Annotated in this window: 22 protein-coding genes; 11 read left to right on the top strand and 11 right to left on the bottom strand. The window is 69.1% G+C overall.

Annotated features, from left to right (window positions below; all coding sequences use genetic code 11):
* The first annotated feature begins 29 nt into the window (after positions 1–29).
* A complete protein-coding gene (locus tag KF889_11750; GenBank protein ID MBX3500112.1) occupies positions 30–932 on the top strand; it encodes a LysR family transcriptional regulator in 903 nt (300 codons plus the stop codon).
* Here the strand turns inward: KF889_11750 and KF889_11745 are convergent.
* The 4 genes from KF889_11745 to KF889_11730 all read right to left on the bottom strand — a co-directional run bounded on the left by KF889_11745 (position 892) and on the right by KF889_11730 (position 3,250).
* Positions 892–1,215 (bottom strand): hypothetical protein, encoded by a 324-nt coding sequence (locus KF889_11745; protein MBX3500111.1) that lies wholly within the window; start codon positions 1,213–1,215, stop codon positions 892–894. The two genes, KF889_11750 and KF889_11745, sit on opposite strands and share 41 nt — an antisense overlap.
* Positions 1,216–1,375: 160 nt before the next feature.
* Entirely contained in the window at positions 1,376–2,779 is a 1,404-nt protein-coding gene (locus KF889_11740) for an aspartate aminotransferase family protein (protein ID MBX3500110.1), read from the bottom strand.
* Between the two features lie 115 nt (positions 2,780–2,894).
* A complete protein-coding gene (locus KF889_11735; protein ID MBX3500109.1) occupies positions 2,895–3,071 on the bottom strand; it encodes a Flp family type IVb pilin in 177 nt (58 codons plus the stop codon).
* A gap of 11 nt (positions 3,072–3,082) precedes the next feature.
* On the bottom strand, positions 3,083–3,250 hold the full coding sequence (locus KF889_11730) for a hypothetical protein (GenBank protein ID MBX3500108.1): 168 nt from the start codon (positions 3,248–3,250) through the stop codon (positions 3,083–3,085).
* 435 nt (positions 3,251–3,685) lie between these two features.
* Here KF889_11730 and KF889_11725 point away from each other — a divergent pair, with 435 nt between their 5' ends.
* The 8 genes from KF889_11725 (at position 3,686) to KF889_11690 (ending at position 12,041) form a co-directional block, all read left to right on the top strand.
* On the top strand, positions 3,686–5,311 hold the full coding sequence (locus tag KF889_11725) for an ABC transporter substrate-binding protein (protein MBX3500107.1): 1,626 nt from the start codon (positions 3,686–3,688) through the stop codon (positions 5,309–5,311).
* A 203-nt stretch (positions 5,312–5,514) separates the two neighbouring features.
* The gene (locus KF889_11720) at positions 5,515–6,504 is read left to right on the top strand and encodes an ABC transporter permease (GenBank protein MBX3500106.1); all 990 of its coding nucleotides are present in this window, start codon (positions 5,515–5,517) and stop codon (positions 6,502–6,504) included.
* A 1-nt stretch (position 6,505) separates the two neighbouring features.
* Complete coding sequence (locus KF889_11715) at positions 6,506–7,423, top strand: ABC transporter permease (GenBank protein ID MBX3500105.1); 918 nt, start codon at positions 6,506–6,508, stop codon at positions 7,421–7,423.
* 10 nt (positions 7,424–7,433) lie between these two features.
* Positions 7,434–8,456, top strand: a complete 1,023-nt coding sequence (locus KF889_11710) for an ABC transporter ATP-binding protein (GenBank protein ID MBX3500104.1) — start codon at positions 7,434–7,436, stop codon at positions 8,454–8,456.
* The gene (locus tag KF889_11705; protein ID MBX3500103.1) at positions 8,449–9,519 is read left to right on the top strand and encodes an ATP-binding cassette domain-containing protein; all 1,071 of its coding nucleotides are present in this window, start codon (positions 8,449–8,451) and stop codon (positions 9,517–9,519) included. Before KF889_11710 ends, KF889_11705 begins: the two co-directional genes overlap by 8 nt.
* Positions 9,520–9,714: 195 nt before the next feature.
* Positions 9,715–10,563, top strand: coding sequence for a universal stress protein (locus KF889_11700; GenBank protein ID MBX3500102.1), 849 nt, complete (start codon positions 9,715–9,717; stop codon positions 10,561–10,563).
* A gap of 60 nt (positions 10,564–10,623) precedes the next feature.
* Complete coding sequence (locus KF889_11695; GenBank protein ID MBX3500101.1) at positions 10,624–11,457, top strand: phytanoyl-CoA dioxygenase family protein; 834 nt, start codon at positions 10,624–10,626, stop codon at positions 11,455–11,457.
* Positions 11,454–12,041: an NUDIX domain-containing protein gene (locus KF889_11690; GenBank protein ID MBX3500100.1), complete on the top strand. Its 588-nt coding sequence runs from the start codon at positions 11,454–11,456 to the stop codon at positions 12,039–12,041. The genes KF889_11695 and KF889_11690 overlap by 4 nt, the downstream gene beginning before the upstream one ends.
* On the opposite strand, the gene KF889_11685 is transcribed toward KF889_11690, so the two are convergent.
* The 4 genes from KF889_11685 to KF889_11670 all read right to left on the bottom strand — a co-directional run bounded on the left by KF889_11685 (position 12,042) and on the right by KF889_11670 (position 15,629).
* Positions 12,042–12,611, bottom strand: a complete 570-nt coding sequence (locus KF889_11685; protein ID MBX3500099.1) for a TMEM165/GDT1 family protein — start codon at positions 12,609–12,611, stop codon at positions 12,042–12,044.
* Positions 12,612–12,754: 143 nt separating this feature from the next.
* Positions 12,755–14,080, bottom strand: a complete 1,326-nt coding sequence (locus KF889_11680; protein MBX3500098.1) for an aminotransferase class III-fold pyridoxal phosphate-dependent enzyme — start codon at positions 14,078–14,080, stop codon at positions 12,755–12,757.
* A gap of 14 nt (positions 14,081–14,094) precedes the next feature.
* Entirely contained in the window at positions 14,095–14,697 is a 603-nt protein-coding gene (locus KF889_11675) for a glutathione S-transferase (GenBank protein ID MBX3500097.1), read from the bottom strand.
* 2 nt (positions 14,698–14,699) lie between these two features.
* Positions 14,700–15,629, bottom strand: a complete 930-nt coding sequence (locus tag KF889_11670; protein MBX3500096.1) for an aminotransferase class IV — start codon at positions 15,627–15,629, stop codon at positions 14,700–14,702.
* Positions 15,630–15,690: 61 nt separating this feature from the next.
* On the opposite strand from KF889_11670, the gene KF889_11665 reads away from it, so the two are divergent.
* Positions 15,691–17,001 carry an aspartate aminotransferase family protein gene (locus KF889_11665; GenBank protein ID MBX3500095.1) on the top strand — a complete coding sequence of 437 codons (1,311 nt, stop codon included), beginning with the start codon at positions 15,691–15,693 and terminating at the stop codon, positions 16,999–17,001.
* A gap of 162 nt (positions 17,002–17,163) precedes the next feature.
* Positions 17,164–18,072, top strand: coding sequence for a hydroxymethylglutaryl-CoA lyase (locus KF889_11660; GenBank protein MBX3500094.1), 909 nt, complete (start codon positions 17,164–17,166; stop codon positions 18,070–18,072).
* Here KF889_11660 and KF889_11655 read toward each other — a convergent pair.
* The 3 genes from KF889_11655 to KF889_11645 all read right to left on the bottom strand — a co-directional run bounded on the left by KF889_11655 (position 17,999) and on the right by KF889_11645 (position 26,223).
* On the bottom strand, positions 17,999–18,553 hold the full coding sequence (locus tag KF889_11655) for a hypothetical protein (protein ID MBX3500093.1): 555 nt from the start codon (positions 18,551–18,553) through the stop codon (positions 17,999–18,001). The genes KF889_11660 and KF889_11655 overlap by 74 nt on opposite strands.
* Positions 18,554–18,692: 139 nt before the next feature.
* Complete coding sequence (gene pbpC / locus KF889_11650; GenBank protein MBX3500092.1) at positions 18,693–20,816, bottom strand: penicillin-binding protein 1C; 2,124 nt, start codon at positions 20,814–20,816, stop codon at positions 18,693–18,695.
* A 358-nt stretch (positions 20,817–21,174) separates the two neighbouring features.
* Positions 21,175–26,223, bottom strand: coding sequence for an alpha-2-macroglobulin family protein (locus KF889_11645; GenBank protein ID MBX3500091.1), 5,049 nt, complete (start codon positions 26,221–26,223; stop codon positions 21,175–21,177).
* Positions 26,224–26,462: the final 239 nt, after the last annotated feature.

Raw genomic sequence — 26,462 nt, 5'->3', positions numbered from 1 at the left:
GCTTAGGCCTAGTTTTCCTGAGGGTGTCGATGCGCGCGCTGCCGTCGCTCAACGGCGTCAAGGCGTTCGAGGCCGCGGCCCGGCGCGGCGGCTTCGCCGGCGCGGCCGAGGAGCTCGGCGTCACGCCGGCGGCGATCAGCCGGCTGGTGCGCCTGCTCGAGGCGCGTCTGGCCGTGCCGCTGTTCGAGCGCCGCGCCAACGGCCTGCGGCTGACGCCGGCCGGCATCGCCTTTCGCGACGGCCTGACGCCGATCCTCGATTCGCTGGCGACGCTGACGGCGCAGATCTGCGACGCCGCGCGCGGCCGCGTGCTGACGGTGGGCGTCGGCCCGACCTTCGCCATCCGCTGGCTGATCCCGCGGCTGGCCGCCTTCCGCGCCGAGGCGCCGGAGGTCGAGGTGCGTATCACGACGGGCGGCGCCACCGTGCCGTTCGCCGAGGACTGGACCTGCGGCATCCGGCTGGGCGACGGCGACTGGCCCGGCTTCGTCGCCGAGCGGCTGTTCGCCGCCGATCTGTCGCCGGTCTGCGCGCCGTCGGCCGCGGCACGCCTGCGCAAGCCCGAGGATCTGCGGCGCGCGACCCTGCTGCGCGTCGCCCATGCGCGCGAGGACTGGCCCAGCTGGCTGAAGGCGGCGGGCCTCGGCGAGCTGCGGGTCGACGGGCCGCTGTTCGAGTATTACGGCCACGCCCTGCAGGCGGCGGCCGACGGGCTGGGCGTGGCCATGGGCATCCGTCCCTATATCGACGACGATCTCGCCGCCGGCCGGCTGGTGGCGCCGTTTCCGCTCTCCGTCCCCAAGGGCACCAGCTGGTACCTCGTCTACCGCCCGCACCGCGCGGTGGAGGAGGGCTTCAAGGCGTTCCGAAGCTGGATCGCCGCCGCGGCGCTCAGGCCAGCACGAGCGAGATCACGCCGAGCGAAAGGCTGAACGACACCGCCAGCATCGGCGAGACGGCGAGGAAACGGATGCGGTCGGGCAGGGCGTCCCAGTGGCGGAACGCGCCCACGGTGGCGGCGACGGCGGGGATCATGCCGAACAGCCAGAAGATCAGCGCCATGACCGCCGCGACGTCGCGCAGCCTCTCGCTGTCGCCGACGAAGCCCAGGCCGAAGACGACGGCGGGGACTGCCGAGGCGAAGAACGCCCAGGCCCAGTTCGAGCGCAGGCGCAGCCGGCGCGACACCGCCGCGATGTCGGTGGTGGTTGTCACTTACCTTCCCCCGCAGGGGGAAGGTGCCCTAAGGGCGGAAGGGGGATGTCGAAGACGACCACCGCCGTTCGTCTTCGACATCCCCCTTCCGTCGGCGCTTCGCGCCGCCACCTTCCCCCTCCGGAGGAAGGTAACGCGAGGCGAAGCGGCCACCTTGATCTCAGCCCTTGAAGCTGCCGTCGGCGCGCATCTCGGCCAGCGCGGCGTCGAAGGCCTTGCGCAGGCGGTTGAACAGCTCGTCGGTCTCCGCCTGGGTGATCACCAGCGGCGGGCAGATGGCGATGCGATCCGCCATGTTGCGGATGATCAGGCCCATCTCCATCGCGTGCTTGGCAATCCTGTTGCCGGCCGCGCCGGCCGGCTCGAAGACCGCCTTGGTCTTCTTGTCGGCGACCACCTCGACGGCGCCCACCAGACCGACGCCCATCGTCTCGCCGGTCAGCGGATGGTCACTGAACGAATGCAGGCGCGCCTGGAAGTGCGGCGCCAGGCGCGCGGCGTGACCGAAGAGATCGGTCTCGTCGTAGATCTTCTGCGCCTCGAGTGCGACGGCGGCGGCGACCGGGTGGCCGGAGTAGGTGAAGCCGTGGCCCCACACGCCGATCTTGTCGCTCTCGCTCATCAGCGCCTGGTAGACGCGCTCGTTCACCATCACCGCCGAGATCGGCAGGAACGACGCCGACAGCGCCTTGGCGCAGCTCAGGATGTCGGGCTTCAACCCCATGGTCTGGCTGCCCCAGACATTGCCGGTCCGGCCGAAGCCGCAGATCACCTCGTCGGCGATCAGCAGGACGTCGTGCTTCTTCAGCACCGCCTGGATCTTCTCGTAGTAGCCCTTGGGCGGCACGATGACGCCGCCGGCACCCATCACCGGCTCGCAGATCATCGCCGCGACCGTGTCGGGGCCCTCCTTCTGGATCAGCGCCTCGAGCTCCTCGGCGCAGCGCGTCGCGAACTGCTCCTCGCTCTCGCCGTCCTTGCCGAAGCGGTAGTGGTGCGGGCAGCTGGTGTGCAGGATGCCGGCGATCGGCAGGTCGAAGGATTTGTGGTTGTTGGGCAGGCCGGTGAGGCTGGCCGAGGCCACGGTGACGCCGTGATAGCCCTTGATGCGGCTGATGATCTTCTTCTTCTGCGGCCGGCCCAGCGCATTGTTCATGTACCAGACCATCTTGATGACGCTGTCGTTCGCCTCCGAGCCGGAATTGGCGAAGAACACCTTCGACATCGGCACCGGCGCCATCTCGAGCAGCTTCTCGGCGAGATTGATCGCCGGCTCGTGGCTGCGGTGGTTGAACGAGTGATAGAACGGCAGCTGGCGCAGCTGGTCGTAGGCGACCTTGGCCAGGCGCTCGTTGTCGAAGCCGAGCGAGGCCGACCACAGGCCGGCCATTCCCTCGATGTACTCCTTGCCGTCGTCGTCGATGACGTGCACGCCGCGGCCGCGCACGATGGTCAGCGGACCTTCGCTCTCGTGCTTCTTGAAGTTGGTGTAGGGATGCAGATGGGAGGCGATGTCGCGCGCGGCGTTGGAATTGCCGCGCAGCGAGCGCGTGATCTGATTCATTTGGGAACCCCTCCGGACTGACCGTCGGGCGGCACTCTAGCGTCGCGCAGACGACGCTGTCCATGTGGCCTCGGCCGGTCCGCGTGGTCCCGGATGCCGGAACGGATGGTCGCGGCTACTGGAAGTGGCTGACCGTGTTTGCGACGTTCGCGCCAAGGTTCGTGCCGATGAATTGCACCGACGTCAGGATGGCCATGGCGACGAGGGTCGCGAGCATCGTGTACTCGATGACGACGGTGCCGGACTCGTCGTACCAGAGGTCGGTGACCAGTTCGTGGAGCAGCTTCAGCATGTGCGGCCCCCTCAGCTCGCCGGCGACAGGCCGAGCGCGGCCAGGGCCTGGGCGAAGGAGCCATAGTGAAGCAGCACCAGGCCCGCCGCGGCCAATGCAAGGCCGGCGATGGCGGTGACACGGTGCGTGTCGCGATTCGCGGGCAGGTGATCCCGTGCAACATGCGCGATGGCGGTCATGTCTCGTTCCTTCCAGTCGGCGGTGCCGGCGATCCGCGAAACGCGCTGCCTCGCCTGCGCGGTCGGGGTTGACGATGGCCGATGTCAGCCCCGGCGATACGCCGTGGGGCCGGACAGCATTGTTTCGGGGTGGAAGGCGGCGAGCGATGCTCGCTTGGAGGCCGCGGAGCCCCTCATAATGTGGAGTCTCATGTAAATCTTCCCCGGAAATCAATGGCTTATATGTTTGCAACTAACAGGTCTCTTTATACACAACCCCTGCGCCGGAATCAACCGATTCGTGAAAATTCCGCGAAAAAATCGACAGAACAGCTGCCGATGTTCGGACGTGAAGAGTACCGGCGATTTCCTGTATGCTCGGCGGCACAAGTTCCGGCCCGCGACCTTATCGGGGTTAAGTCGCCGCCGGTCCTAATAATGAGAGGGAGTTTCCTGATGGGCAAAATTTCGCGTTGGGGCTTCGCGGGCGCGGCGGCGCTTGCGTTGGCCGGGGCGTTGGTCATCGCGCCTGTGTCGCAGGCCTCGGCCAAGACGTTCAAGTGGGCGAACGCCGGCGACGTCAGCTCGATGGACCCGTACTATCGCAACGAGACGTTCCTGCTGGCCTTTCTCGAGAACATCTACGAGCCGCTGATCCGGCGCGGCAAGGACCTCGGCCTCGAGGCGGCGCTGGCGGAGAAGTGGGGCCAGTCCTCGCCGACCGTGTGGTTCTTCGACCTGCGCCAGGGCGTGAAGTTCCATGACGGCACGCCCTTCACCGCCGACGATGTCGTGTTCTCGCTCAACCGCGCCAACAGCGGCGGCTCGAACATGAAGGCCTACTTCGCCTCGATGAAGGAGATCCGCAAGGTCAGCGACTTCCGCATCGAGGTCGAGACCAAGTATCCCGATCCGCTGCTCGCCTCGAAGTGGGCGGCGATCCTGATCATGTCCAAGGCCTGGGCCGAGAAGAACAACGCCGCGGTCGCCTCGGACGCCACCAAGAACGAGGAGAACTTCGCCACCCGCAACGCCATGGGCACCGGCGCCTTCATCCTGAAGGAGCGCAAGGCGGGCGAGAAGACCATCCTGGTGAAGAACCCGAACTGGTGGGACAAGGCGACCCACAACCTCGACGAGGTGATCTTCACGCCGGTGCCCAATGCGGCGACCCGTGTCGCCGCGCTGAAGGCCGGCGACATCGACATGATGTACGAGGTGCCGCCGCAGGACACCGACAACCTCAAGCGCGACGCCAACGTCAATGTCATCGAGGGCCCCGAGACGCGCGTCGTCTATCTCGGCTTCGACGTCGAGCGCGACGAGCTGCTGGAGTCCAACATCAAGGGCAAGAACCCGTTCAAGGACAAGCGGGTGCGCGAGGCCTTCTTCCGCTCGATCGACGTCGAGGCGATCAAGCGCACGGTCATGCGCGGCCAGTCCTTCCCGACTTCGCTGATGGTGGCGCCGGGAATCAACGGCTACGTCAAGGAGCTCGACAAGCGGCCGGCGCTCCTGAAGCCGGACGAGGCCAAGAAGCTGCTGGCCGACGCGGGCTACCCGCAGGGCTTCGAGGTCGGCTTCGACTGCCCGAACGATCGCTACGTCAACGACGAGAAGATCTGCCAGGCGGTCGTCGGCATGCTGGCGCGCATCGGCGTCAAGGTGAACCTGCTGGCGCAGACGCGCAGCAAGTACTTCACCAAGATCCTGCGCAAGAGCGACTTCAAGCCGGGCGAGACCAGCTTCTACATGCTGGGCTGGTCGCCGGCGGCGACCTACGACGTGCACAACGTTTTCGAGGCGCTGATCCAGACGCCCAGCGCCACGACCAAGAAGGGCGCCTTCAACGTCAGCGGCTACTCGAACAAGGCGATCGACGAGCTGGCCGACAAGATCGAAGGCGAGACCGACACGGCAAAGCGCAACGCCATGATCGTCGAGGCCACCAGGCTCTACACCCAGGACTACGCCTACATCCCGCTGCACCAGCAGGCGGTGGTCTGGGCGGCGCGCAAGAACGTCAGCCTGCACCAGCCGGCGGACAACCGCTTCCCGCTGCGCTTCGTCACGCTGAAGTAGCGTCTGCCGCCTCCACCTTCCCCCGCCTTGCGGGGGAAGGTGCCCGAAGGGCGGATGGGGGGTGTCGGCATCGCGGCCAGACTCGATTGTCGGCACGTGACCGGACAGCCACCCCCATCCGGCGCTTCGCGCCACCTTCCTCCGCCAGCGGGGGAAGGAAGGTTGGGTGCGGCTCTGGTCTGTTTCATGCTACATCGCCCGTCATGATCGCATTCATTCTGCGACGGCTCGCCCAGGCGGTCGGCGTCCTGCTGGCCGTGGGTTTCATCGCCTTCTCGCTGTTCACCTATATCGGCGATCCGATCAACGCGATGGTCGGCCAGGACACCTCGATGGAGGACCGCCAGGAGCTGCGCAAGAAGCTGGGCCTGGACGATCCGGCGCCGCTGCAGTTCGTGCGCTTCATCGGCAACGCCGCCACCGGGCGCTTCGGGCTGAGCTATCGCACCTCCGATCCGGTCGGACGGCTGATCCTCGAGAAGCTGCCGGCGACCCTGGAGCTGTCGTTCTGCGCCGCGCTGTTCGCCGTCGGCGCCGGCGTCCCGTTGGGCGTCTACACCGGCCTCTATCCGCGACACTGGACCAGCAGGGCATTGCAGGCGGTATCGCTGGTCGGCATTTCGCTGCCGACCTTCCTGATAGGCATCATGCTGATCCTGTTCTTCGCCGTGATCCTCAATGTGCTGCCCTCGTTCGGCCGAGGCGACACGGTGACGTTCGGCTGGTGGACATCGGGCTTCTTCACCTGGTCCGGGCTCAAGGCGTTGATCCTGCCCTCGATCACGCTTGGCCTGTTCCAGCTCACCCTGATCATGCGCCTGGTGCGCTCGGAGATGCTGGAGGTGATGCGCACCGACTACATCAAGTTCGCGCGCGCCCGCGGCCTGTCGAACCGCGCCATCAATTTCGGCCACGCGCTGAAGAACACGCTCGTGCCGGTGATCACCATCACCGGTCTGCAGCTCGGCGCCATCATCGCCTTCGCCATCGTCACCGAGACGGTATTCGCCTGGCCGGGCATGGGCCAGCTCTTCGTCCAGTCGGTGCAGTTCGCCGATATCCCGGTGATGGCCGCCTATCTGCTGCTGGTCAGCCTGTTCTTCGTCGTCATCAACATGATCGTCGACCTGCTGTACTTCGTCGTCGATCCGCGGCTGCGCGGCCTGGGCGCGGCGGCGGCGGGGAGGCACTGAGATGGTGCTGATCGACAGCTTCCGGCGCGCCGCCGACAGCGACATCTGGTACAGCTTCCGCGCCTCGCCGATGACCATGCTGGCGGCGGCTGTCACGTTCTTCATCGTCGCGGCGTCGTTTCTCGCGCCGCTGATCGCGCTGCAGAATCCCTTCGATCCGGCCAACCTGAACCTGAGCGACGCCATGCGCCCGCCGGTCGGCTTCGGCGGCGAATGGAGCTTCCCGATGGGCAGCGACGATCAGGGGCGCGACCTCTACTCGGCGATCCTGTACGGCACGCGGCTGTCGCTCGAGGTCGGCTTCGCCGTGGTCTTCGTCTCGATGATCCTCGGCATCGGCCTGGGGCTGATCGCCGGCTATGTCGGCGGCACGGTCGACGCGGTGATCATGCGCATCGCCGACGTGCAGCTGACCTTCCCGGCGATCCTCATCGCGCTGCTGATCGACGGCGTGGTGCGCGGCATCATCTCGGTCCGGCGCCACGAGGAGATCGCGGTCTTCGTCATCGTCGCCTCGATCTCGCTGGCCTTCTGGGTGCAGTATGCCCGCACCGTGCGCGGCTCGGTCATGGTCGAGCGCAACAAGGAATACGTGCAGGCGGCGCGCGTCATCGGCCTGCCGCGCTGGCTGATCATGATCCGCCACGTGCTGCCCAACGTCATGGGCCCGGTGCTGGTGATCGCCACCATCAATCTCGGCCTGGCGATCATCACCGAGGCGACGCTGTCGTTCCTCGGCGTCGGCCTGCCCTCGACGCAGCCGTCGCTGGGCACCCTGATCCGCATCGGCAACGAGTACCTGAACTCCGGCGAATGGTGGATCACCATCTTCCCCGGCCTGACGCTGGCGATCCTGGTGCTTGCCGTGAACCTGCTGGGCGACTGGTTGCGCGACGCCCTCAATCCCAAGCTGCGATGAGGTCGCGCCGATGATCCCCGGTTCCAACCAGCCGCCGCTGCTCGAGGTGCGCAATCTGCGCGTCGAGTTCCCGACGCGGCGCGGCACCCTGGTCGCGGTCGACGATGTCTCGTTCTCCATCGCGCCGGGCGAGGTCCTGGGTGTCGTCGGCGAGTCCGGCGCCGGCAAGTCGCTGACCGGCGCGGCGATCATCGGCCTGCTCGAGCCGCCCGGCCGCATCGCCGGCGGCGAGGTCCTGCTCGAGGGCGAGCGCATCGACAACCTGCCCTACGAGCTGATGCGCCGGATCCGCGGCGCGCGCATCGGCGCGATTTTCCAGGACCCGCTGACCAGCCTCAACCCGCTCTATTCGATCGGCCGCCAGCTGGTCGAGACCATCCAGACGCACCTGCCGCTGGGGGTGGCCGAAGCGCGCAAGCGCGCGATCGATCTCCTCAAGGAGGTCGGCATTCCCGCCGCCGAGACGCGCGTCGATCACTATCCGCACCAGTTCTCCGGCGGCATGCGCCAGCGCGTCGTGATCGCGCTGGCGCTTTGCGCCAATCCGCGCCTGATCGTCGCCGACGAGCCGACCACGGCGCTCGACGTGTCGATCCAGGCGCAGATCATCGCCCTGCTCAAGCGGCTGTGCCGCGAGCACGGCACGGCGGTAATGCTGGTGACGCACGACATGGGCGTGATCGCCGAGACCGCCGATCGCGTCGCCGTCATGTACGCCGGCCGCCTGGCCGAGATCGGGCCCGTGCGCGACGTGGTGAAGAACGCCAGCCATCCCTACACGCGCGGCCTGATGGGCTCGATCCCCAGCCTCGGCGTGCGCAGCGAGCGGCTGACGCAGATCGACGGCGCCATGCCGCGGCTGACGGCGATCCCCAGCGGCTGCGCCTTCAACCCGCGCTGCCCCGAGGCCGGTGCGCGCTGCACCGTCGAGCGTCCCGAGCTGATGCCGGCCGGCGTGACCCGCGCGGCGTGCTGGCTCTATGACGCCGGAGGCGTCGGTCCGGCCCTGGCGAGGGAGACGGCGAATGCCTGACAGCGGCGTCGCAGTGGTCCGTCCGCCATCGAGCGGCGGCAAGCCCCTGGTGCGGCTCTCCTCGCTGAGGCGCTACTTCGACGTCTCGCCGCCCTGGCTGGCGCGCGTGCTGGAGCGCAAGCCGCGCGCCATCGTGCAGGCGGTGGCCGGCATCGACATCGAGATCAGGAAGGGCGAGACCTTCTCGCTGGTGGGCGAATCGGGCTGCGGCAAGTCGACGGTGGCGCGCCTCGTCGTCGGCCTCTATCCGCCGACCGACGGCTCGATCGAGTTCGACGGCAACGACATGGCGCAGAAGCGCGGCGGCGCCGAGATGGCGGCGATCCGCCGGCGCATGCAGATGATCTTCCAGGATCCGTTCGCCAGCCTCAATCCGCGCTGGCGCGTGTTCGACATCATCGCCGAGCCGATCCGCGCCTTCAGGCTGGCGAGCTCCTCGCAGGAGGTTCGCAGGCGTGTCGATGACCTGCTGCGCCAGGTCAAGCTGACGCCGGCCGACGGCGCGAAGTATCCGCACGAATTCTCCGGCGGCCAGCGCCAGCGCATCTCGATCGCGCGCGCGCTCGCCAGCCGTCCCGAGTTCCTGGTGTGCGATGAGCCGACCTCGGCGCTCGACGTCTCGGTGCAGGCGCAGATCCTCAACCTGATGATGGAGCTGCAGCGCGAGCACGGGCTGACCTATCTGTTCATCAGCCACAATCTCGCGGTCGTCTATCACATCAGCACGCGGGTGGGCGTGATGTATCTCGGCCGGCTGGTCGAGGTCGCCGACACCGACACGCTGTTCCGGCGGCCCAAGCATCCCTATACCCGGATGCTGCTGGACACGATTCCTGACCTGGACATGACGGGCCGTCAGCGCGCGCCGGTGGCGGGCGAGGTGCCCAGCCCGATCAACCCGCCCTCGGGATGCGCCTTCCATCCGCGCTGCCCCTTCGCCAACGACCGCTGCAAGCGCGAGCGGCCGGCGTCGATTCCGATCGAAGGTGGCCTGGTGGCCTGTCATGCCATCGAGGAAGGCCGACTGACGATCGAGGACCGCAGCTACGGCGCCCGCGCCTGATTGCGGCCTTATATTGCACCGCCGCATGTGCCGTAGCCGGCTTGACGGCGCGATCTTGCGATCCCATCTCGATCGCAGCCCGACGTTTCAGGCCGTCGGCACAGGTTGAGGGTCGAACGGTACCGCCGCACGGGTGGTGATTGTGAGCTCTCGCGGCGATGCGCCGGCGTCGACCATGAACGCCAGGAGGCATCCATGACCTACAAGACAATCGTCGTGCAGCTCGACGACAACAAGGAATCGGTGTCGCGCATCCGCCTCGCGCTCGAGCTTGCCCAGGCCTGCCGCGCCCGGCTGATCGGTCTGGCCGTCATGCCGCGCGTCCGTCTGCCCGCCGGCGTCGACGGCATGGCGCTCGGCAACGCGGTGCTGGCGCGTCAGGCCGAAGCCAACCGCGAACGCCTCGCCGTCGCACGCCAGCTGTTCGAGGACACGACGAAAGGCAGCGCTGTCGAGGTCGAGTTCCACGGCGCCGTCGCCGACGCGACCGGGGCGATGAACGAGGAGCTGCGCTACGCCGATATCGGCGTGGTCGGCCAGCGCGATCCCGACAAGTCCATCGGCGACATGTACACCAACCTTCCGGAGGCGGTGGCGATGGAGTCGCACCGGCCGGTGGTGGTCGTGCCGCATATCGGCTACAGCAAGCCGGTGGGCCGCAAGGTCCTGCTGGCGTGGAACGACAGCCCCGAGGCGATGCGCGCGGCGACCGACGCCATGCCGCTGCTGCAGGCTGCGGAGAAGGTCACGCTGCTGGTGGTCGACGGCCACAAGCGCGAGGCGAACGAGAACGGCCACGACGACCCGCCGGGCAGCAAGGCGGCCGGCTGGCTGGCGCGCCACGGCGTCAACGTCGAGCTGATCAACGACGTGTCCGACGGCACCGATGTCGGCAGCATCATCCTCTCGCGAGTCTCCGATCTCGACATCGACCTGGTGGTCATGGGCATCTACGGCCATTCCAAGCTGCGCGAGACGCTGTTCGGCGGCGCCAGCCGGACCATGCTCGGCCACATGACGGTGCCCACCCTGATCGCCCACTAGACGGGGCGGGTCAGGCGGCGCGATAGTCCTCCCGGCGCCTGGAAGCCGGGAGGACGTCGCATGGCCTGCGCGCTGAACGAGGCGCAGATCCGCGCCTATGAGGAAGACGGGCTGGTGATCGCCCGCGGTCTCTTCGCCGCCGACGAAGTCGAGCTGCTGCGCGGCGCGATGGAGCGCGATCCGTCGGTGCGCGGGCACATGCTCGACCGCCTCGACGGCGAAGGTCGCTCGACCCGCATCTCGCTGTGGAACCGCGCCGGCGACAGCGTCTATGGCCTGGCGGCACGCTGCGATCGCATGGTCGATACCGTGACCCGCCTGCTGGGCGGGGAGGTCTATCACTACCAGTCCAAGCTCACCGCCAAGGAGCCGCATGTCGGCGGCGCCTGGGAATGGCACCAGGACTACGGCTACTGGTACCACAATGGCTGCCTGCGGCCCGACCTGCTGTCGTGCATGATCGCGCTCGATCGCTCGGACCGCGGCAACGGCTGCTTGCAGATCGTGCGCGGCTCGCACAGGCTCGGGCGCATCGACCACACGCCGCTGACCCAGGGACAGAACGAGGTCGACCCGAAGCGCATGGAGCACATCCTGGCGCGCTATCCCGTCGAGTACTGCGAGCTCGACCCGGGCGACGTGCTGATCTTCCACAGCAACGCCATCCACCGCAGCGACGCCAACCGCTCGGCCAACCGGCGCTGGACCCTGCTGGTCTGCTACAACCGCGTCGACAACGACACGGTGACGAAGGACGACGACCGCTACTACGTGCCGCTCGAGCGCGTCGACGACGGCGCCATCCGCCGCGCCGGCGTGAAATTCGCCGACGGCTCGGACCAGGAGCATTTCGCCTCCAAACCCTTCGTGCCCAAGGTCACGATCGAGGCGTGAGGGATCGGGTCGCCGCGCGCCTGCGCCTGAAGGGCGTCGAGACGCTGCACGAGGGCTGGTCGAAGCTCCGGCGCGCCACCTTCGACTGGCTGCGCCGCGACGGGCGCTGGCAGGAACTCCGGCGCGAGACCTACGACCGCGGCGACGGCGTCGCGGTGCTGCTGCGCGACCGCGCGCGCGGCACCATCCTGCTGACGCGCCAGTTCCGCTATCCGACCTGGGTCAACGGCCATCACGGCATGATGATCGAGGTCTGCGCCGGCAGGCTCGACGGCGCCGATCCCGTCGCCGGCATAGGCCGCGAGATCGAGGAGGAGACCGGCTACGCGGTCTCCGCGCTCTGCGAAGTGATGCAGGTCTTTCCCAGCCCCGGCTCGGTGACCGAGCGGCTGCACCTCTTCGTCGGCGACTACGACGCCTCGAGGCGCGTTTCCGCCGGCGGCGGAGCGGAGAGCGAGGGCGAGGACATCGAGCTGATCGAGACCACGCTCGAGGAGGCGCTGGCGATGGTGGCGCGGGGCGAGATCCTCGACGCCAAGACCATCATCCTGCTGCAGCACGCCAGGCTCAACGGGCTGGCCTGATCACAGCGAGACGCCAGCCAGGGTCAGCACGCCGAGCGCGGCGAAGAGCAGGCTGGCTGCGAGGCGCAAGGCGCGCAGGGGCAGGCGATCGGCCAGGGTGTGGCCCAGCCAGACCACCGGCGCGTTGGCCAGCATCATGCCGGCGGTGGTGCCGACGACGACCGCGGCCAAGAGGTCGAAGCGCGCCGCCAGCGCCACCGTGGCGATCTGCGTCTTGTCGCCCATCTCGACCAGGAAGAAGGCGATCGAGGTGGTGACGAAGGCCGCCCAGCCGCTCGCCGCCTCGCGCGCCGTAGTGCCGTCGTCCCTGTCGGGGATCAGCGTCCAGGCGGCCATGGCGATGAAGGACACGCCCAGCACCCAGCGCTGCCAGTCGCCCTCCAGCACGCCGCTCAGCAGGTGGCCGACATAGCCGGCGGCGGCGTGGTTCAGCAGGGTCGCGGCGAGGATGCCGAGCGCGATGGGGATCGGCCGGCGCAGCCGCGCCGCGAGGGCCAGGGCAAGCAGCTGGGTCTTGTCGCCGCATTCGGCCAGCGCGACGACGGCGGTCGAGACGAGGAACGCGTCCATGATGAGGGCGAGGGCTGTAGCACGCCCGCATGCCTCGCCGTCCGCGACGCGCGGTCGCGCGTTGGCTGTCGTCCTGAGCGCAGCGAGGGATCTAGACTAGCCGCACCCCTGGATCCCTTGCTGCGCTCGGGATGACAGAGGTGCTACCCGTCCAATGCCTGCAGCACCGAGCGGTACTCCTCGCAGAAGGCCTCGACCGCGGCGTGGAAGCCGTCGTAGTGCTGCGGCTCGAGCACGACCGAGAGGCTGCTGAAGCCGCGGCGCGCGATGTAGTAGCCGCGACCCAGCATCGAGAGCTGGAACAGCGCGCGCGCCTCGATCGGCGTCTTGCCGGCGTCGGCGGGGCGGCGCAGGGGCGTGCGCTGAAAATGCACGACGTTGATCGAGCCCATGCCGGTGCACATGAGCGGCACGCCGGCCTTCGCGCCGATGGCGTTGAGCTTCGCGCGGAAGGCGTCGCCCCGGGCGCTGAGCTCGATCGACTTCTGCGGCGTGTAGATCTTCGTCAGGCCGGCGACGCCGGCGGCCATGGTCAGCACGTTGTTGTTGAAGGTGCCGGCGTGCGGCCAGGCATCGGCCTGGCGTGGATCGTAACGCCGCATGATGTCGCCGCGGCCGCCGAAGGCGCCGAACGACATGCCGCCGCCGATATACTTGCCGAAGGTGGTCATGTCGGGGGTGATGCCGTGCTTGAGCTGCAGGCCGCCGGGCGACAGGCGCGAGGTCATCACCTCGTCGAAGATCAGCACGATGCCGTGCGCCGTCGCCTCCTCGCGCAGCATCTTCAGATAGTCGACGTCGGCGGGGATGCCGGAATTGCCGATCATCGGCTCGACGATGATGGCGGCGAGCTCGGCCGCGTGCTGCCGCATCAGCGCGCGTGTGCCCTCGATGTCGTTGTAGGGCGCCAGCACGAAGGGGTAGGGCGCGTTGATCGGCGACGGCGCGCCGCTGCCGAAGTAGAGCACGCCGCCGTGATAGCCGCCGGCGATGCCGAGGATCTTCTCCCGGCCGGTGAAGGCACGCGCGGTGCCCAGCGCCATGATGTTGCCCTCGGTGCCCGAGTTGGTGAAGCGCACCAGCTCGACCGAGGGGAAGCGCTCGCAGACCAGCCGCGACAGCTCGGCCTCGTTGACGTTGGGCCCGCCGAACGACACGCCCTTGTCGAGCGTCTCGTGCAGCACCTGCATGATCACCGGATGCGAATGGCCGTAGAGACCGGCGGTGTACTCGCCGAGGAAGTCGATGTAGCGGTTGCCGTCGATGTCGATCAAGGTCGGCCCTTCGCCGCGATCGATCACCGCGGGGAAGGGGCCGTAGAACAGCACCGTGCGCGTGTTGCCGCCGGGCATCGACTTGCCGGCGCGCTCGGCCTGCGCCTGGCTTTTCGGCCGCGCCGCGACGTACTCGCGCTCGACCTCGGCCAGCGCCGAGGCCAGATCGATATTGACGCGACTCGCGCCGTCCATGTCCGTCTCCACCCTTACTTGGGAATCGCGCCGTCCCTGGCACGGGCCCGCGCCAGCGCCGGGCGCGCGGCCAGCCGCGCGAGGTAGTCGTCGACCACCTTGCCCTTGGGCATCATGTTGCGCATCCACATCCCGGTGCTGCCGATCAGCACGTCGGCGCCCGAGAAGCGCTCGCCCAGCAGATACGGCCCGGCTTGGAGCGCGCCGAGGATGCGCGCATCGTACTCCTCGCGGCCGCGGAAGGTGCGGCGCAGCGCCTGGTTGTCCATTAGGCCGGCGAACTCCATGTGCATGATCATCTCGATCACGCCGGCGTTGTAGGCGAGCCACGACACGTAGGGTCCGCGCAATGGATCGCCGACCGCCGGGCCGATGCCCTTGGCCGGGAACTTGTCGGTCAGGTACAGGCAGACCGCCGCCGATTCGGTGACCAGCGCGCCGTCGTCGAGGAGCGCCGGCGCCTTCTTGTCGGGATGCGGATTGTCCGGATCGGCCTTACCCGAGCCGTCCATGCGCGAGATGTCGACGATCTTCAGCTCGTACGGCGCCTCGAGCTCCTCCAGCAGCCAGACGATGCGGGAGGAGCGCGATTGCGGCGCGTGATAGAGCGTCAGCATCTCTAGGCGGCCAGCTTGCTGAGGTATTGCTGGACGAAGTCGCACTTCACCTCGGCGATATAGGCGTCGGTGAGCCGTCTGGTGATCGGCCCCGGCACCTTGCCGTCGGCGACCTTCTCGCCGTTGAAGGCGCGCACCGGCAGGATGCAGAGCGACGTCGAGGTCAGGAACATCTCCTCGGCGTTGGCGGCGTCGAACAGGTCGATGTCGGCCTGCTCGCAGCGGATGCCGAGCTTCTTCGCCATGTCCATGGTCATCTGCCGGGAGACGCCGGGCAGCACGTAGCGCTCGCTGGGGGTCAGGAGCACACCCTCGCGCACGATGAAGATGTTGCTGCCCAGGCCCTCGGCGAGGTTGCCGTTCTCGTCGAGCAGGATCGCCCAGGCGTCGGGGTTCATCGCCTTCACCGGGCGCTCGGCGACGATCATGTTGAGGTAGTTGTGCGTCTTGGCGCGCGGGCTGAGCATCGTCGGCGCGGTGCGCCGCATCGCCGTGGTCATCACGTCGGCGCCGTCGCGGAAGTACTTCGCGCGCTTGGCCAGCGGCAGCGGCAGCACCTCGATCACCACGTTGGGCCCGGTATGGTCCCAGCCCTCGTCGCCGATCGCGTCGACGCCGCGGCTCACGCGCTGGCCGACCCAGAAATCGCCGTCCTTCTCGCGCAGATGCTCGTTGCGCTGCACGGCTTCCTCGCTCAGCGCCACCATTTCCTTGGGCGCCATGCCGGGATCGATGTGCAGGTAGCGCAGCGAGCGGTAGAAGCGGTCGATGTGCTCCTTGATGCGGAAGATGCGGCCGTCGAAGGTGCGCGTCATGTCGAAGGCGCCGTCGCCGTACTTCCAGCTGCGGTCGCGGAAGGGGATCACCACCTGGCCCTCGGGCATCCACTGGCCGTTGAACCAGGCGACGCGGGAATTCGACAGGGCGGTCATGCGGTCCTCTCGCTTTCGATCATGCGATGCGCCACGCTATCGGAAATCGCCGGGAGGAGCCATGCGCGACTATCGAGGGTCCATTGCGCTCTACGAGGAGTCGCGCCGCCATATGGCCGGCGGCGTCAGCAGCAATGTCCGCTACGCCAGCGTGCCGGTGCCGCTGTTCTTCAGCCGCGGCGAGGGCGCGCGGCTGACCGACGTCGACGGCAATGTGCATATCGACTACGTGCTGGGCAACGGCCCGGCGATCCTCGGCCACGCGCCGCCGGAGGTGATCAGGGCGGTGGCCGACAGCCTCGCCGACGGCCAGGTGTTCGCTGCCCAGCATCGCCGCGAGGCCGAGCTGGCGCAGCGGCTGTGCGGCCTGCTGCCCGGCGCCGAGCTTGTGCGCTTCGCGACCTCCGGCACCGAGGCGGTGCTGATGGCGCTGCGCATCGCACGCGCCTTCACCGGCCGGCGCAAGGTGGTGAAGTTCGAGGGCCACTATCACGGCTGGACCGACCAGACCTATATCAGCGTGCGGCCGGGCGGCAACGAGGCCGGCCCGGCCGACCAGCCGGTGCCGGTGGCGGAGTCCGAGGGCATCGCGCCCGGCACGCTCGACGACGTGATCGTGCGCGGATGGAACGATCTCGAGGGACTGGAGGCGCTGTTCGCGAAGCAGGGCGGCGAGATCGCCGGCGTGATCATGGAGCCTGTCATGGTCAACGGCGGCGCGATCCTGGCGCACCCCGGCTATCTGCAGGGCGTCGCCGATCTCTGCCGCAGGCACGGCACCTTGTTCATCTGCGACGAGGTGATCACCGGCTTTCGCGCCGGGCTGAGGGGCGCGCAGGGCCGCTTCGGCTTCACCGCCGACCTGTCGATCTACGCCAAGGCGGTGGCGGCGGGCTTTCCGCTGGCGATGGTCGCGGGCCGGCGCGAGGTGATGGAGATCCTGCAGAGCCGCAACGTCATGCATGGCGGCACCTACAACGGCAATGTCCAGAGCATGGCCGCGGCGCTGGCCGCGCTGGACCTGCTGGAGCGCGACGGCGGGGCGATCTACGCGGCGATGGAGAAGCGCGGCGCGCGGCTGATGCGCGAGCTCGAGACGCTGGGCAGGCGCCACGGCCTGCCGATCCTCGCGCAGGGCCTGCCGACGATCTTCCAGACCTTCATCACGACTGGGCCACCGCCACGAAACTTCCGCGAATCCGCGGCCACCGACCGCGACCGCGCCATGGCGCTCAGCCGCGCGCTGCAGGACGAGGGCGTGCGGGTGAACCAGCGTTGCTCGTGGTTCCTCTCCACCGCGCACGACGATGCGACCATCGACGAGACCCTGGCCGCCGCCGACCGCGCCATGGCGCGGGTGGCGGCGGGCTGACTGATCTACCTTCCCCCGGAGGGGGAAGGTGGCGCGCGAAGCGCGACGGATGGGGGATGTCGAAGCCGGACGCCTGCGTTCGTCTTCGACATCCCCCATCCGCCCTTCGGGCACCTTCCCCCTCCGGGGGAAGGTAGAGTAGAGGGAGCAAGGAGAACCGCCATGAACCTGCCCAAGCGTGTGCGACTGGTCGAGGTCGGGCCCCGCGACGGCCTGCAGAACGAGGCCAGGCCGGTGCCGGTCGACGTCAAGGTCGAGCTGATCGACCGTTTGACGGCCGCCGGCCACACGACCGTGGAGGCCGGCAGCTTCGTGTCGCCCAAATGGGTGCCGCAGATGGCCAGCACCGACGAGGTGATGGCCAGGATCAAGCGCAAGCCGGGCGTGTCCTATCCCGTGCTGGTGCCCAACAAGCTGGGCATGAACGGCGCCATCGAGGCCAAGTGCGAGGAGGTCGCGGTCTTCACCGCCGCCTCCGAGGCGTTCTGCAAGGCCAACACAAACTGCACCATCGACGAGAGCTTCGAGCGCTTCGCCCCGGTGATCGAGGCGGCGCAGCGCCACAACATCCGGGTGCGCGGCTACGTCTCGGTCGTCGCCGGCTGCCCGTATTCGGGCGACGTCGACCCAAGAATCGTCGCCGATGTCTCGGAGCGGCTGTTCCGCATGGGTTGCTATGAGGTTTCTCTTGGCGACTCCATCGGCGTGGGCACGCCGGCGAAATGCGTGGCGATGATCGAGGCGGTGGCCGAGCGCATGCCGCGCGAGAAGATCGCGGCGCATTTCCACGACACCTACGGCCAGTCGCTGGCCAATATCCTGGCGGTGATGGAACGCGGCATCACCGTGTTCGACACCGCCGTCGGCGGGCTGGGCGGCTGCCCCTACGCCAAGGGCGCTTCGGGCAATGTCGGGACCGAGGACGTGCTCTACCTGCTCAATGGCCTGGGCATCGAGCACGGCGTCGATCTCGACGCCATCGCCGCCACCGGCCGCTTCATCTGTGAAGCGCTGGGGCGTCAGCCGGCGTCGAAGGTGGCACAGGCGCTAAAGGCGAATCTGGCGGCGTAGGCGGAGCGGCATGCGGGCCGCTTGCCTCTCCTGGGGCCGCCGGTGTCTCGGCGGCTTCAGAAGATGCCGGCGAGACGCCGGCGGTCCCAAAGAGATGCGATGGTTTGCTATGGTCGGGAAGCCCGCCATCGGCTTCGCCGGCATCAGGCGCCGTCTCGGCCGGATAGCGGCGCCTGGCGCGCTTGCTGACGCGCTGGAACTGCTCCCAGTCGACGATCGCGACGTATTCCACGCCGTCGACCTCGTAGAGGCGCAGCAGCCCCTGCGCCGCCAGCTCGGCGATCATCGCGCACACGGCGTCGTTGTCGATCGCGTCGCCGGGAAACACCTGCATGCGAATGGTACGCGGCCGCAGCGGCTGCACGCCGAAATCGTCGGCGAAGTTCGACAGGCCGATGAGCAGCAGGCGGGCCATCGGCTGGCAGTCGATGACGGCCTCCCGGGTCCAGAATTCGGGTGAGATCAGACGGTCGCGGGCCATGGGGCGGGCTCCTGTAGTGAGACTGCCAGCGGTGTACCGCGAAGCTCGCCCTGTCCCTATTTCAACCTCTACGGTTGTCGGGAAGGCATCAATAGTTGCTGTGGCCGTAGCAATATTTCCACCCCTACGGTGGTCGTTTTCAGGGTCGCGCGAGGATGCGGACCAGCGCCGAGGCGCTGCGGCCCTGGGAGTCGACCACGGTGATCTGCGTCACCCCCGGACCGTCGGGTCGCCAGGTCTGGTCCTTGGCGAAGCGGTCGGGCGGCAGCGGCTTGCCGTCGATCAGCCAGCGCAGCTGGCCCGAGCCGCCGTCGGCCTGCAACGGCACGATGGCGTCGTCGGCGCCGAGGTCGATCACCGCGGCGGCGGGCGGATAGAGGATGCGAGGCGGCTTGCTGGCGGGGGCGACGATGTTCGCGCCGGTCGGCCGCGTCGGCGCCGCCGTGGCGGCGGCCATGCGCGCGGCCGGTCCGCGGAAGCGGCGCAGCGCCGGCGGCAGGTCGGCGTTGCGCGCCACCAGCAAGGTGTCGGGCGGCGGCTTGGGTCGGCTCGCCAGCTCGCCCGGCAGGCGGTCGAACATCTTCAGCAGGATCGGCAGCGCCGTCTCGCGGCCGAAGGCGCCGGGGCGCGGCGTGCCGTCGGCCTGGCCGACCCAGACCACCACCGTGTAGGCGCCGCTGTAGCCGGCGGCCCAGGCGTCGCGGAAGCCGTAGGAGGTGCCGGTCTTGAAGGCGATCTGCCGGCCGCCGGTGCGGCGGCCGTCATAGGAGCGCGGCAGCGAGGCCCAGCCATCGGGCATCGGCGCATTGGCCAGCGCGTCGGCGATCTGCCATGCCGCCGGGGCGCCGATCAGGCGCATGCCAGGACCTTCCGCCTCGTCGGCGATCAGGCGGGGCTTCACCACCACGCCATCGTTCGCCAGCCCGGCGTAGAGCGTCGCCAGCTCCAGCGGTGATATCGCCACGCCGCCCAGGCCGATCGCCAGCGAACCGCCGAGATCGCCGGTCCGGGGCAGCGCCGGCGAGACGCCGGCCTGGCGCAGCATGGCGAGGAAGCGCTGCGCGCCGATGCGCTCGAGCATGGCCACGGCGGGCACGTTGAGCGACTGCTGCAGCGCGTGGCGCACACTCACCGTGCCCTGGTGCGCGCGGTCGAAATTGCGCGGCATCCATTCGCCGAAGCGCAGCGGCACGTCGTCGATCAGCGTGTCGGGATGCGCCACGCGATCGTCGAAGGCGATGCCGTAGATCAGCGGCTTGAGCGTCGAGCCCGGCGAGCGCCGAGCCCGCACGAGATCGACCTGGCCCTGGCGGCCGAAGAAGCCGCCGCCATGCCAGGCGGCGATGCTGTGGCGCCTGTTGTCGATGATGACGATGGCGATGTCGGCGCCGTCGCCCAGCCGCGTGCGCTCGTCCGTCGCCAGTCGTGCAGCCGGGTCCTGGATTTCGCGCCGCAGCGTGGTGGTGACGATGCTGCCGCGCGGCGTACGCGCGACGAGATACTGGGCGACGTGCGGCGCGACGAACGGCATCGCCAGCCGGCGATCGGGCGCGGCGGCCTGCGTCGCATGGGCGGCGACCGAGGCGGGGATCACGCCGCGCTCCAGCGCGCGCGCCAGCACCACGTCGCGCGCCGCCCGCGCCTGCTCCGGACGGCGATCGGGCCGGCGGCGTTCGGGCGATTGCGGCAGCGCCACCAGCAGCGCGGCCTCCGCGGCGGTCAGCCGCCTGGGCTCCTTGCCGAAATAGGACAGCGAGGCGGCGCGCACGCCCTCGATGTTGCCGCCGAAGGGCGCCAGCGTGAGGTAGATCGACAGGATCTCGGCCTTTGAGTAGCGCCACTCCAGCTGCAGCGCGCGCGCGCTCTGGCGCAGCTTGGCGCCCAGGCTGCGGCGCGTGCCGCGCTCCTGCTCGAGCAGGCGGGCGGCCTGCATCGAGAGCGTCGAGGCGCCGGAGACGATGCGGCGATGGCTGATCCACTGCTCGGCGGCGCGCAGCACGGCGATAGGATCGACGCCGGCGTGGCTGTCGAAGCGCTTGTCCTCGTAGGATTTCAGCAGCGCGAGGTAGAGCGGGTCGACATCGTCGACCGTCGACTTCAGCCGCCACTTGCCGTCGGCGGTGGTGAAGGCACGCAGCAGGCGGCCATCGGCATCGCGGATCTCCAGCGAGCGTGCCTCGTAGCGCGAGAGATCGGGCGGGTAGATGCGATCGAGCGCGAGCAGCGAGGCGGTGGTGGCGAGCGCACCGAGCGTCGCCGCGATCGCCGCATGTCGAAGGAAGCGCCGTAGTCTCCCTCTCCCCGCCTGCGGGGAGAGGGTCGGGGTGAGGGGCTGGGACTCACGGACCGCGGCCGCGGTCTGTTGCGCGAACCCCTCACCCTCCCATCGCGCTGCGCGCGACGGGTCCCTCCCTCTCCCCGCACGGGGGGAGAGGGTGATCACGATGCGCCGGATGAAGCGCTTGAATTTACCTTCCCCCGGAGGGGGAAGGTGGCGCGCGTCAGCGCGACGGATGGGGGATGTTGAAGACGAACGCATGAGTCCGGCTTCGGCATCCCCCATCCGCCCTTCGGGCACCTTCCCCCTCCGGGGGAAGACATTCAAGAAGTCGCCCACGTTTCTACCGGCTGAGGATCGTGACGCGTTGCGCAGTCGTGCGGGCGAAGACCTCGGGGTTGTACATGTCCTCGATCTGGGTCGCCGGCAGCACGTAGCTGCCCGGGGTCACCGCGCGCACGACGTAAGCCAGGCGCATCAGGCGGCCGCGGCGCGGCGAATCGTCGTACCACCACGGACGCCATCCGGCCGGCCAGTCGCGCGAGCCGAACTCGAAGGCGGCGAAGTAGCGATCGTCGCGCGCCTCGGTCGAGGACGGCTTGCCCAGCCGCGCCATCCACCGGTACTCCTCGCTCAGCACGCTCTCGATCTCGAAGCCGGCGGGCAGCAGGTCGAGCAGCGCCATCTCGTGGTAGGTCTGGGTGGTCGAGGTGACGTCGATCATCACCACGACGCGGTCGTTCTGGCGCACGCGCGAGAGGTCGGCGATGTCGCCCTGCAGCGTGCGGAACTGGCGCTCGATGATCACGCCCTTGCTGTCGGCCGGCAGCGGCTGCGTCGGCACGCCGCGGGCGGAAACCATGGCCCAGGCATGGCCCGTCGCCACGTTCTTGATCGCAAAGCCACGCGCCAGCGCGGCGGCGTCGAGGTTGTAGGCGACGCTGCCGGCCTGCGGCTTGACCTCCTTGCCGTCGACGATCAGGTCGAGCGGCGAGGCGCCCTGCAGCTCGGCGGCGCTGGCCAGCAGCATCCAGGCCTTCTCCTGCGTCGTCGTGCGCCGCACGTCGACCCGCGTTTGCGCCGCGAGCTGCATCGACAGGCGCTGCGCCGCGGCGCGCTGGCCGATCTCCGGTGCCAGCGCCACCAGGGCGGCGATGTCGCGCAACGCCGTACCGTAGTAGTCGTGGTCCGGTTGCGTGCCGACCTTGTCGAGCGCGACGCGGAACGCCGCCTCGGCGCGACCGCGCTCGCCGACCAGCGACAGCGCGGCGGCGAGATGGGCGTGCGAGAGCGCGCCGGTCATCTTGTCCATCGACGTGTCCTGGAAGTAGCGCACGCGGCCGGCGTCGGAGATGCCGGCGCGGCCCAGCAGGTACCAGGCGTAGGCCTGCGGGTTGGGCGCCATCTGCGGCGCGTAGCGCTGCACCCATTGCAGCGAGCGACGCAGCTGCGCTTCGGGCACGACGTAGTTCTTGTCGCGGGCGCGCAGCAGGAAGTCGACGCTGTAGACCTGCAGCCACTGGTCGGCCGGCCCGCTGTAGACGCTCCACATGCCGAAGCCGCCGTCGAAGGTCTGGCGATCGAGCACGCTGTAGACCGCCTCCTGGATGCGGCGCGGGATGGCGCGGTCCTCCTTGACGCCGCCCAGCCAGGCGACGTCGTTGAAGTACAGCAGCGGCAGGGCGCGGCTGGTGGTCTGCTCGAGGCAGCCATAGGGATAGCGGTCGAGCGACTGCAGCAGGGCCGCGACGTCGAAGGTCCGCGTGCTCGACAGCGCCACCGACGCCGACGCGGTGCCCGGCAGGAAGCCGCTGAGCAGCTCGCGATCGATGCGCAGCTCGTTGCCCGAGGCGATCTGCTCCATCGACTGGCGCGTGACCGGCGCCTGCGGCGCGCGGGTTTCGATGTCCCAGGTGCGGCTCACCGAGAAATCGCCGGGGCCGGTGATCGCCATGGTCACCGAGCCGAGCCCGACCACGTCGCCGGCGACCGGCACGACGAACTGCTCGCGGCGGCCGGCGGCCAGCGCGACGATTCGCGTGTCGTCGCCGGTGAGGATCACCGAGCCGGTCGTGCTGATCTTGACCGTGTAGTCGCCGGGCTGGCCCTCGACGTTGTGCAGCGAGATCGTCGCCTGGCTGCGGTCTCCCGGCGCCAGGAAGCGCGGCAGCACGAGATCGCTGGTCAGCGCGTCGCGCACGAACATGCGGCCCTCGGCCGAGCCGACGCGGGTCTTGTCGTAGGCGACGGCCATCAGGCGCAACTGACCGCTGAAATCCGGCACGTCGAACTTGATTGGTGCGGTGCCGTCAGCGCCGAGCCTGACGATGCCCGAGAACAGCGAGACCACCTTGATCGGCACGACCTCGAGGCCGACGCCGCCGGCGGCGTCGCCGCCCTCGCGCAGCCGGCCCACGGCATCGGCCTTGTCGTCGAGCAGCTTGCCGTAGTCGTCGCGCATGGCGATGCCCAGCATGCGCTTGCCGAAATAGTGCTCGACCGGCCTGGGCGAGCGATAGCGCGTCAGCTGCAGGATGCCTTCGTCGACGGCGGCCAGGGTCACGAACACCTCGCCGCCGCCGGCATTGGCGACCTTCACCGGCAGGGTGACCTCGGTGCGCGGCCGGATGCGCTGCGGCGCATCGATCGCGACCTGCAGCGAGCGCGTTGCGGGATCGATGCCCAGCCAGGCCAGGCCGACGGCACGCACCGGCGCGCGCTCCGCGCGGCTGAGCGGCCGGTAGGCGGTGATCAGCGCATAGGCGCCGGCGCCCCAGTCGGCGGCGACGGGCACCTCCACGGTGGTGCCGGCGGCGGAGACCTGGATCAGCCGCGATTCGATGATGTGGTCGTTGGCGACGACCAGCAGCGCCTCGCCGTCGAACGGCGCCTCGATGCGCAGCTTGGCGGTTTCGCCGGCGACATAGGCGGTCTTGTCGGCGCTGACCGCGGCGGTGTCGGGCGTCTCCTTCCTGGAGACCTCGGCGCCCCAGCCGGCATAGAAGCGATGGACCGTGCGGTTTTCGCCGTCGGTGAGGATCAGGCGATAGCCGCCCCACTGGACCGGGTGGCGGATCGTGCCGACCTTGCCTTCCTCGGTATCGAGCGTGCCCTGGGCGACGACGGCGTCGGTGACATATTCGCGCCAGCGCCAGGTATTGTCGTCGCGATACCACTGGAAGCGGCGGTTCTCCTTCACCAGGCGCCACTCCAGCCCCTTGGTGGCGACGCGCACGCCGTCGGGGTTCAGGGTGATGATCTCGAAGGCGGCTTCACGGCCTTCCTCGGCGCTGGCGCCGCGGAACAGCGGCTTCACGCCGACATAGAGATTGCGCAGGCGCACCGGCACGGTGAGCTGGTCGCCCGTGGCGCGGCCGCCGGGCTCGAGCACCGAGACGCGCAGCTCGCCCGAAAGCGGCGCCATCGGCACCTCCTTCAGGCTCACCGTGGTGCGGATCTGCGAGCGGCCGCGCTCGTCCATGGCGGCGAGCTCGAGCTTCTCCAGCTCGGGATTGATGCGCTCGTCGATGTCGCCGAAGCGGAAGCCCGGCTCCTTCGGGAACGGGTTGGGGTCGGCCTTGACCGTCAGCTCGGCCTCGCCCTCGAGGCCGGCGGCGGGCGCGCCGTAGAGGAAGTCGGCCTGCACGTCGACCTCGAACGTCGTCGCCGTCTTCAGCACCGTGGCGCGGGTCGAGATCTGCACCTTGAGCTTCTGCGGGATGAAGTCCTCGACGCTGAACTCGACGCGGCTGACCGGATCGGCCTTGGGGTCGAGATAGGCCGCGACCGACCACTTGCCGCGCCGCGCGGTGCGGGTCAGCTCGACCGGGAAGTGCAGCCCGCCGGCGGCCTGCGCCTGCAGCGCCTGGCGGCGGAACTCCACCCCGTCGGGGCGGCGCACGATCATGGTCACCGGCACGCCCTCGACGGCGTTGCCGGCGCGATCGCGCAGGAGCGTCACGACGTTGACCGTCTCGCCGGGGCGATAGATGCCGCGGTCGGTGTAGATGAAGCCGTCGACCGGGCCCGGGGTGGCGCGGCCCTCGACGCCGCGGTCGGAAAAGTCGAAGGCGGCCTTGGTCAGGTCGAGATGGTTGAAGTCGGAGCGCGGCTTGTCGAAGGCCATCAGCGAGATCGGCTCGATGGCGCCAGAGCCGGCCAGCAGGCCGCCGGGGAACACGACCTTGCCCGAGGCATCGGTGGTCATGCGCGCCAGCTCGTCGTTGTTGCGCGCGATCAGCGACAGCTCGATGCCGGCCATCGGCTGGGCGGTGTGCAGCGAGCGCACGAAGACAGTGAGCCCGTCGCGGGCGCTGAAGGTGGTGATGCCGATGTCGGAGTCGAAGAGCCACTGGGCGGCGAAGCGCTGCTCGTAGCGCTCCTCGTTCTCGTCCGACAGCAGGTGCTCGAGCGTGCCGTCGGCGGCGTTCCAGGCGACCACGACATAGGCGCCGGGCTGCCAGTCCTTGACCATCTCGCGGATCGGGATGGCGGTGGTGACCGATGTGTTCTGGACGTTGCGCACCTCCATGCTGCCGGTCCACATCAGCGCGCCCTGCGATTCGCGGAAGGTTCGCAGGTTCCACGTGGTCATGGTCTTGCGATCGGCGAGGTCCTCGTCGTCGGACGAATCGGAGAAGGCGCTCTTGCTCAGGCGCGGCAGCAGGCGCTCGCCGATGCGATAGACCGCGAGGTTGAGCTTCGAGACGTTGACGGTGGTGACCGGCAGGCCGGCCGCCGACTGGCGTGGCAGGATGTGGCCCTTGCCGGCGAAGTTCACGACCGGCGGGCGTTCGCCGAAGGCGACGTCGACCTTGTCCTCGGCGATGATCCTGGTGCCGTTGGCGGCGGGCAGGCCGGCCTTGATGATCACGGTGTAGTCGACGCCGTAGGACAGGCCGCCCAGGCAGATGCGCTCGCGGGTGACGGTGATCGCCGCCTTGGTCTCGGGCTCGATGGCGACGAAGTCGGCGTATTTCACCCGGCCGGTATCGTCGAGCGTCTGGCTGAAATGCAGGCAGGCCTCGGGTGCGCCGCGGTCGGCGGTGATGGTGGTGCGGACATGGCCGAAGGGCGGCGGGCCCGGTGGCGTCGCGGGCGGCTTGGGCGCGGCCTGCTGCGGCGCGGGTGCGGGGGCGGGCGCCGCCGGCAGCGGTGCCGGCGTCGGCGTGTTGCTGGCCGGTGGCGCAGCCGGCTTGGGCGCCGCCTGCTGCTGCGGCGGCTGGGCCGGCGCGGGAGCCGGTGCGGGCGATGGCGCCGGGGCAGGTGCCGCGACCACCGGCGGCGGCGTGGGCCGATCGAGCGGCGGCTTCTCGTTGCCGATGGTGTAGCCGATCACGCCGGCTCCCAGCGCGACGGCGGCGAACAGGGCGACGAGGGTGGTGCGGTTCATGGTCTCACCTGGCGAACGCGCTCGCGCCGCCGGACGGAGAGCCGGCGCCGTGAGGAGTGGACAATCGCGGGAACGGGGCGGGGCTCGTCGATCAATCCGACGCTCGGTCGCGCGTGCATAAACGCTTGCATGACCCTGCCCATCAGCTGCGATTCGACCCGACGCGGATCGATCACGCAACATCATACTGGGTATGGGTGGAAAATGTTTGAAATGTGTTGCGGTCGCGCAATTGGTGA

Source organism: Alphaproteobacteria bacterium, assembly GCA_019635875.1.
Classification (GTDB): domain Bacteria; phylum Pseudomonadota; class Alphaproteobacteria; order Reyranellales; family Reyranellaceae; genus JAFAZJ01.
The sequence above is the reverse complement of the archived record's forward strand: the minus strand, read 5'-3'. Positions and strand labels throughout refer to the sequence as shown.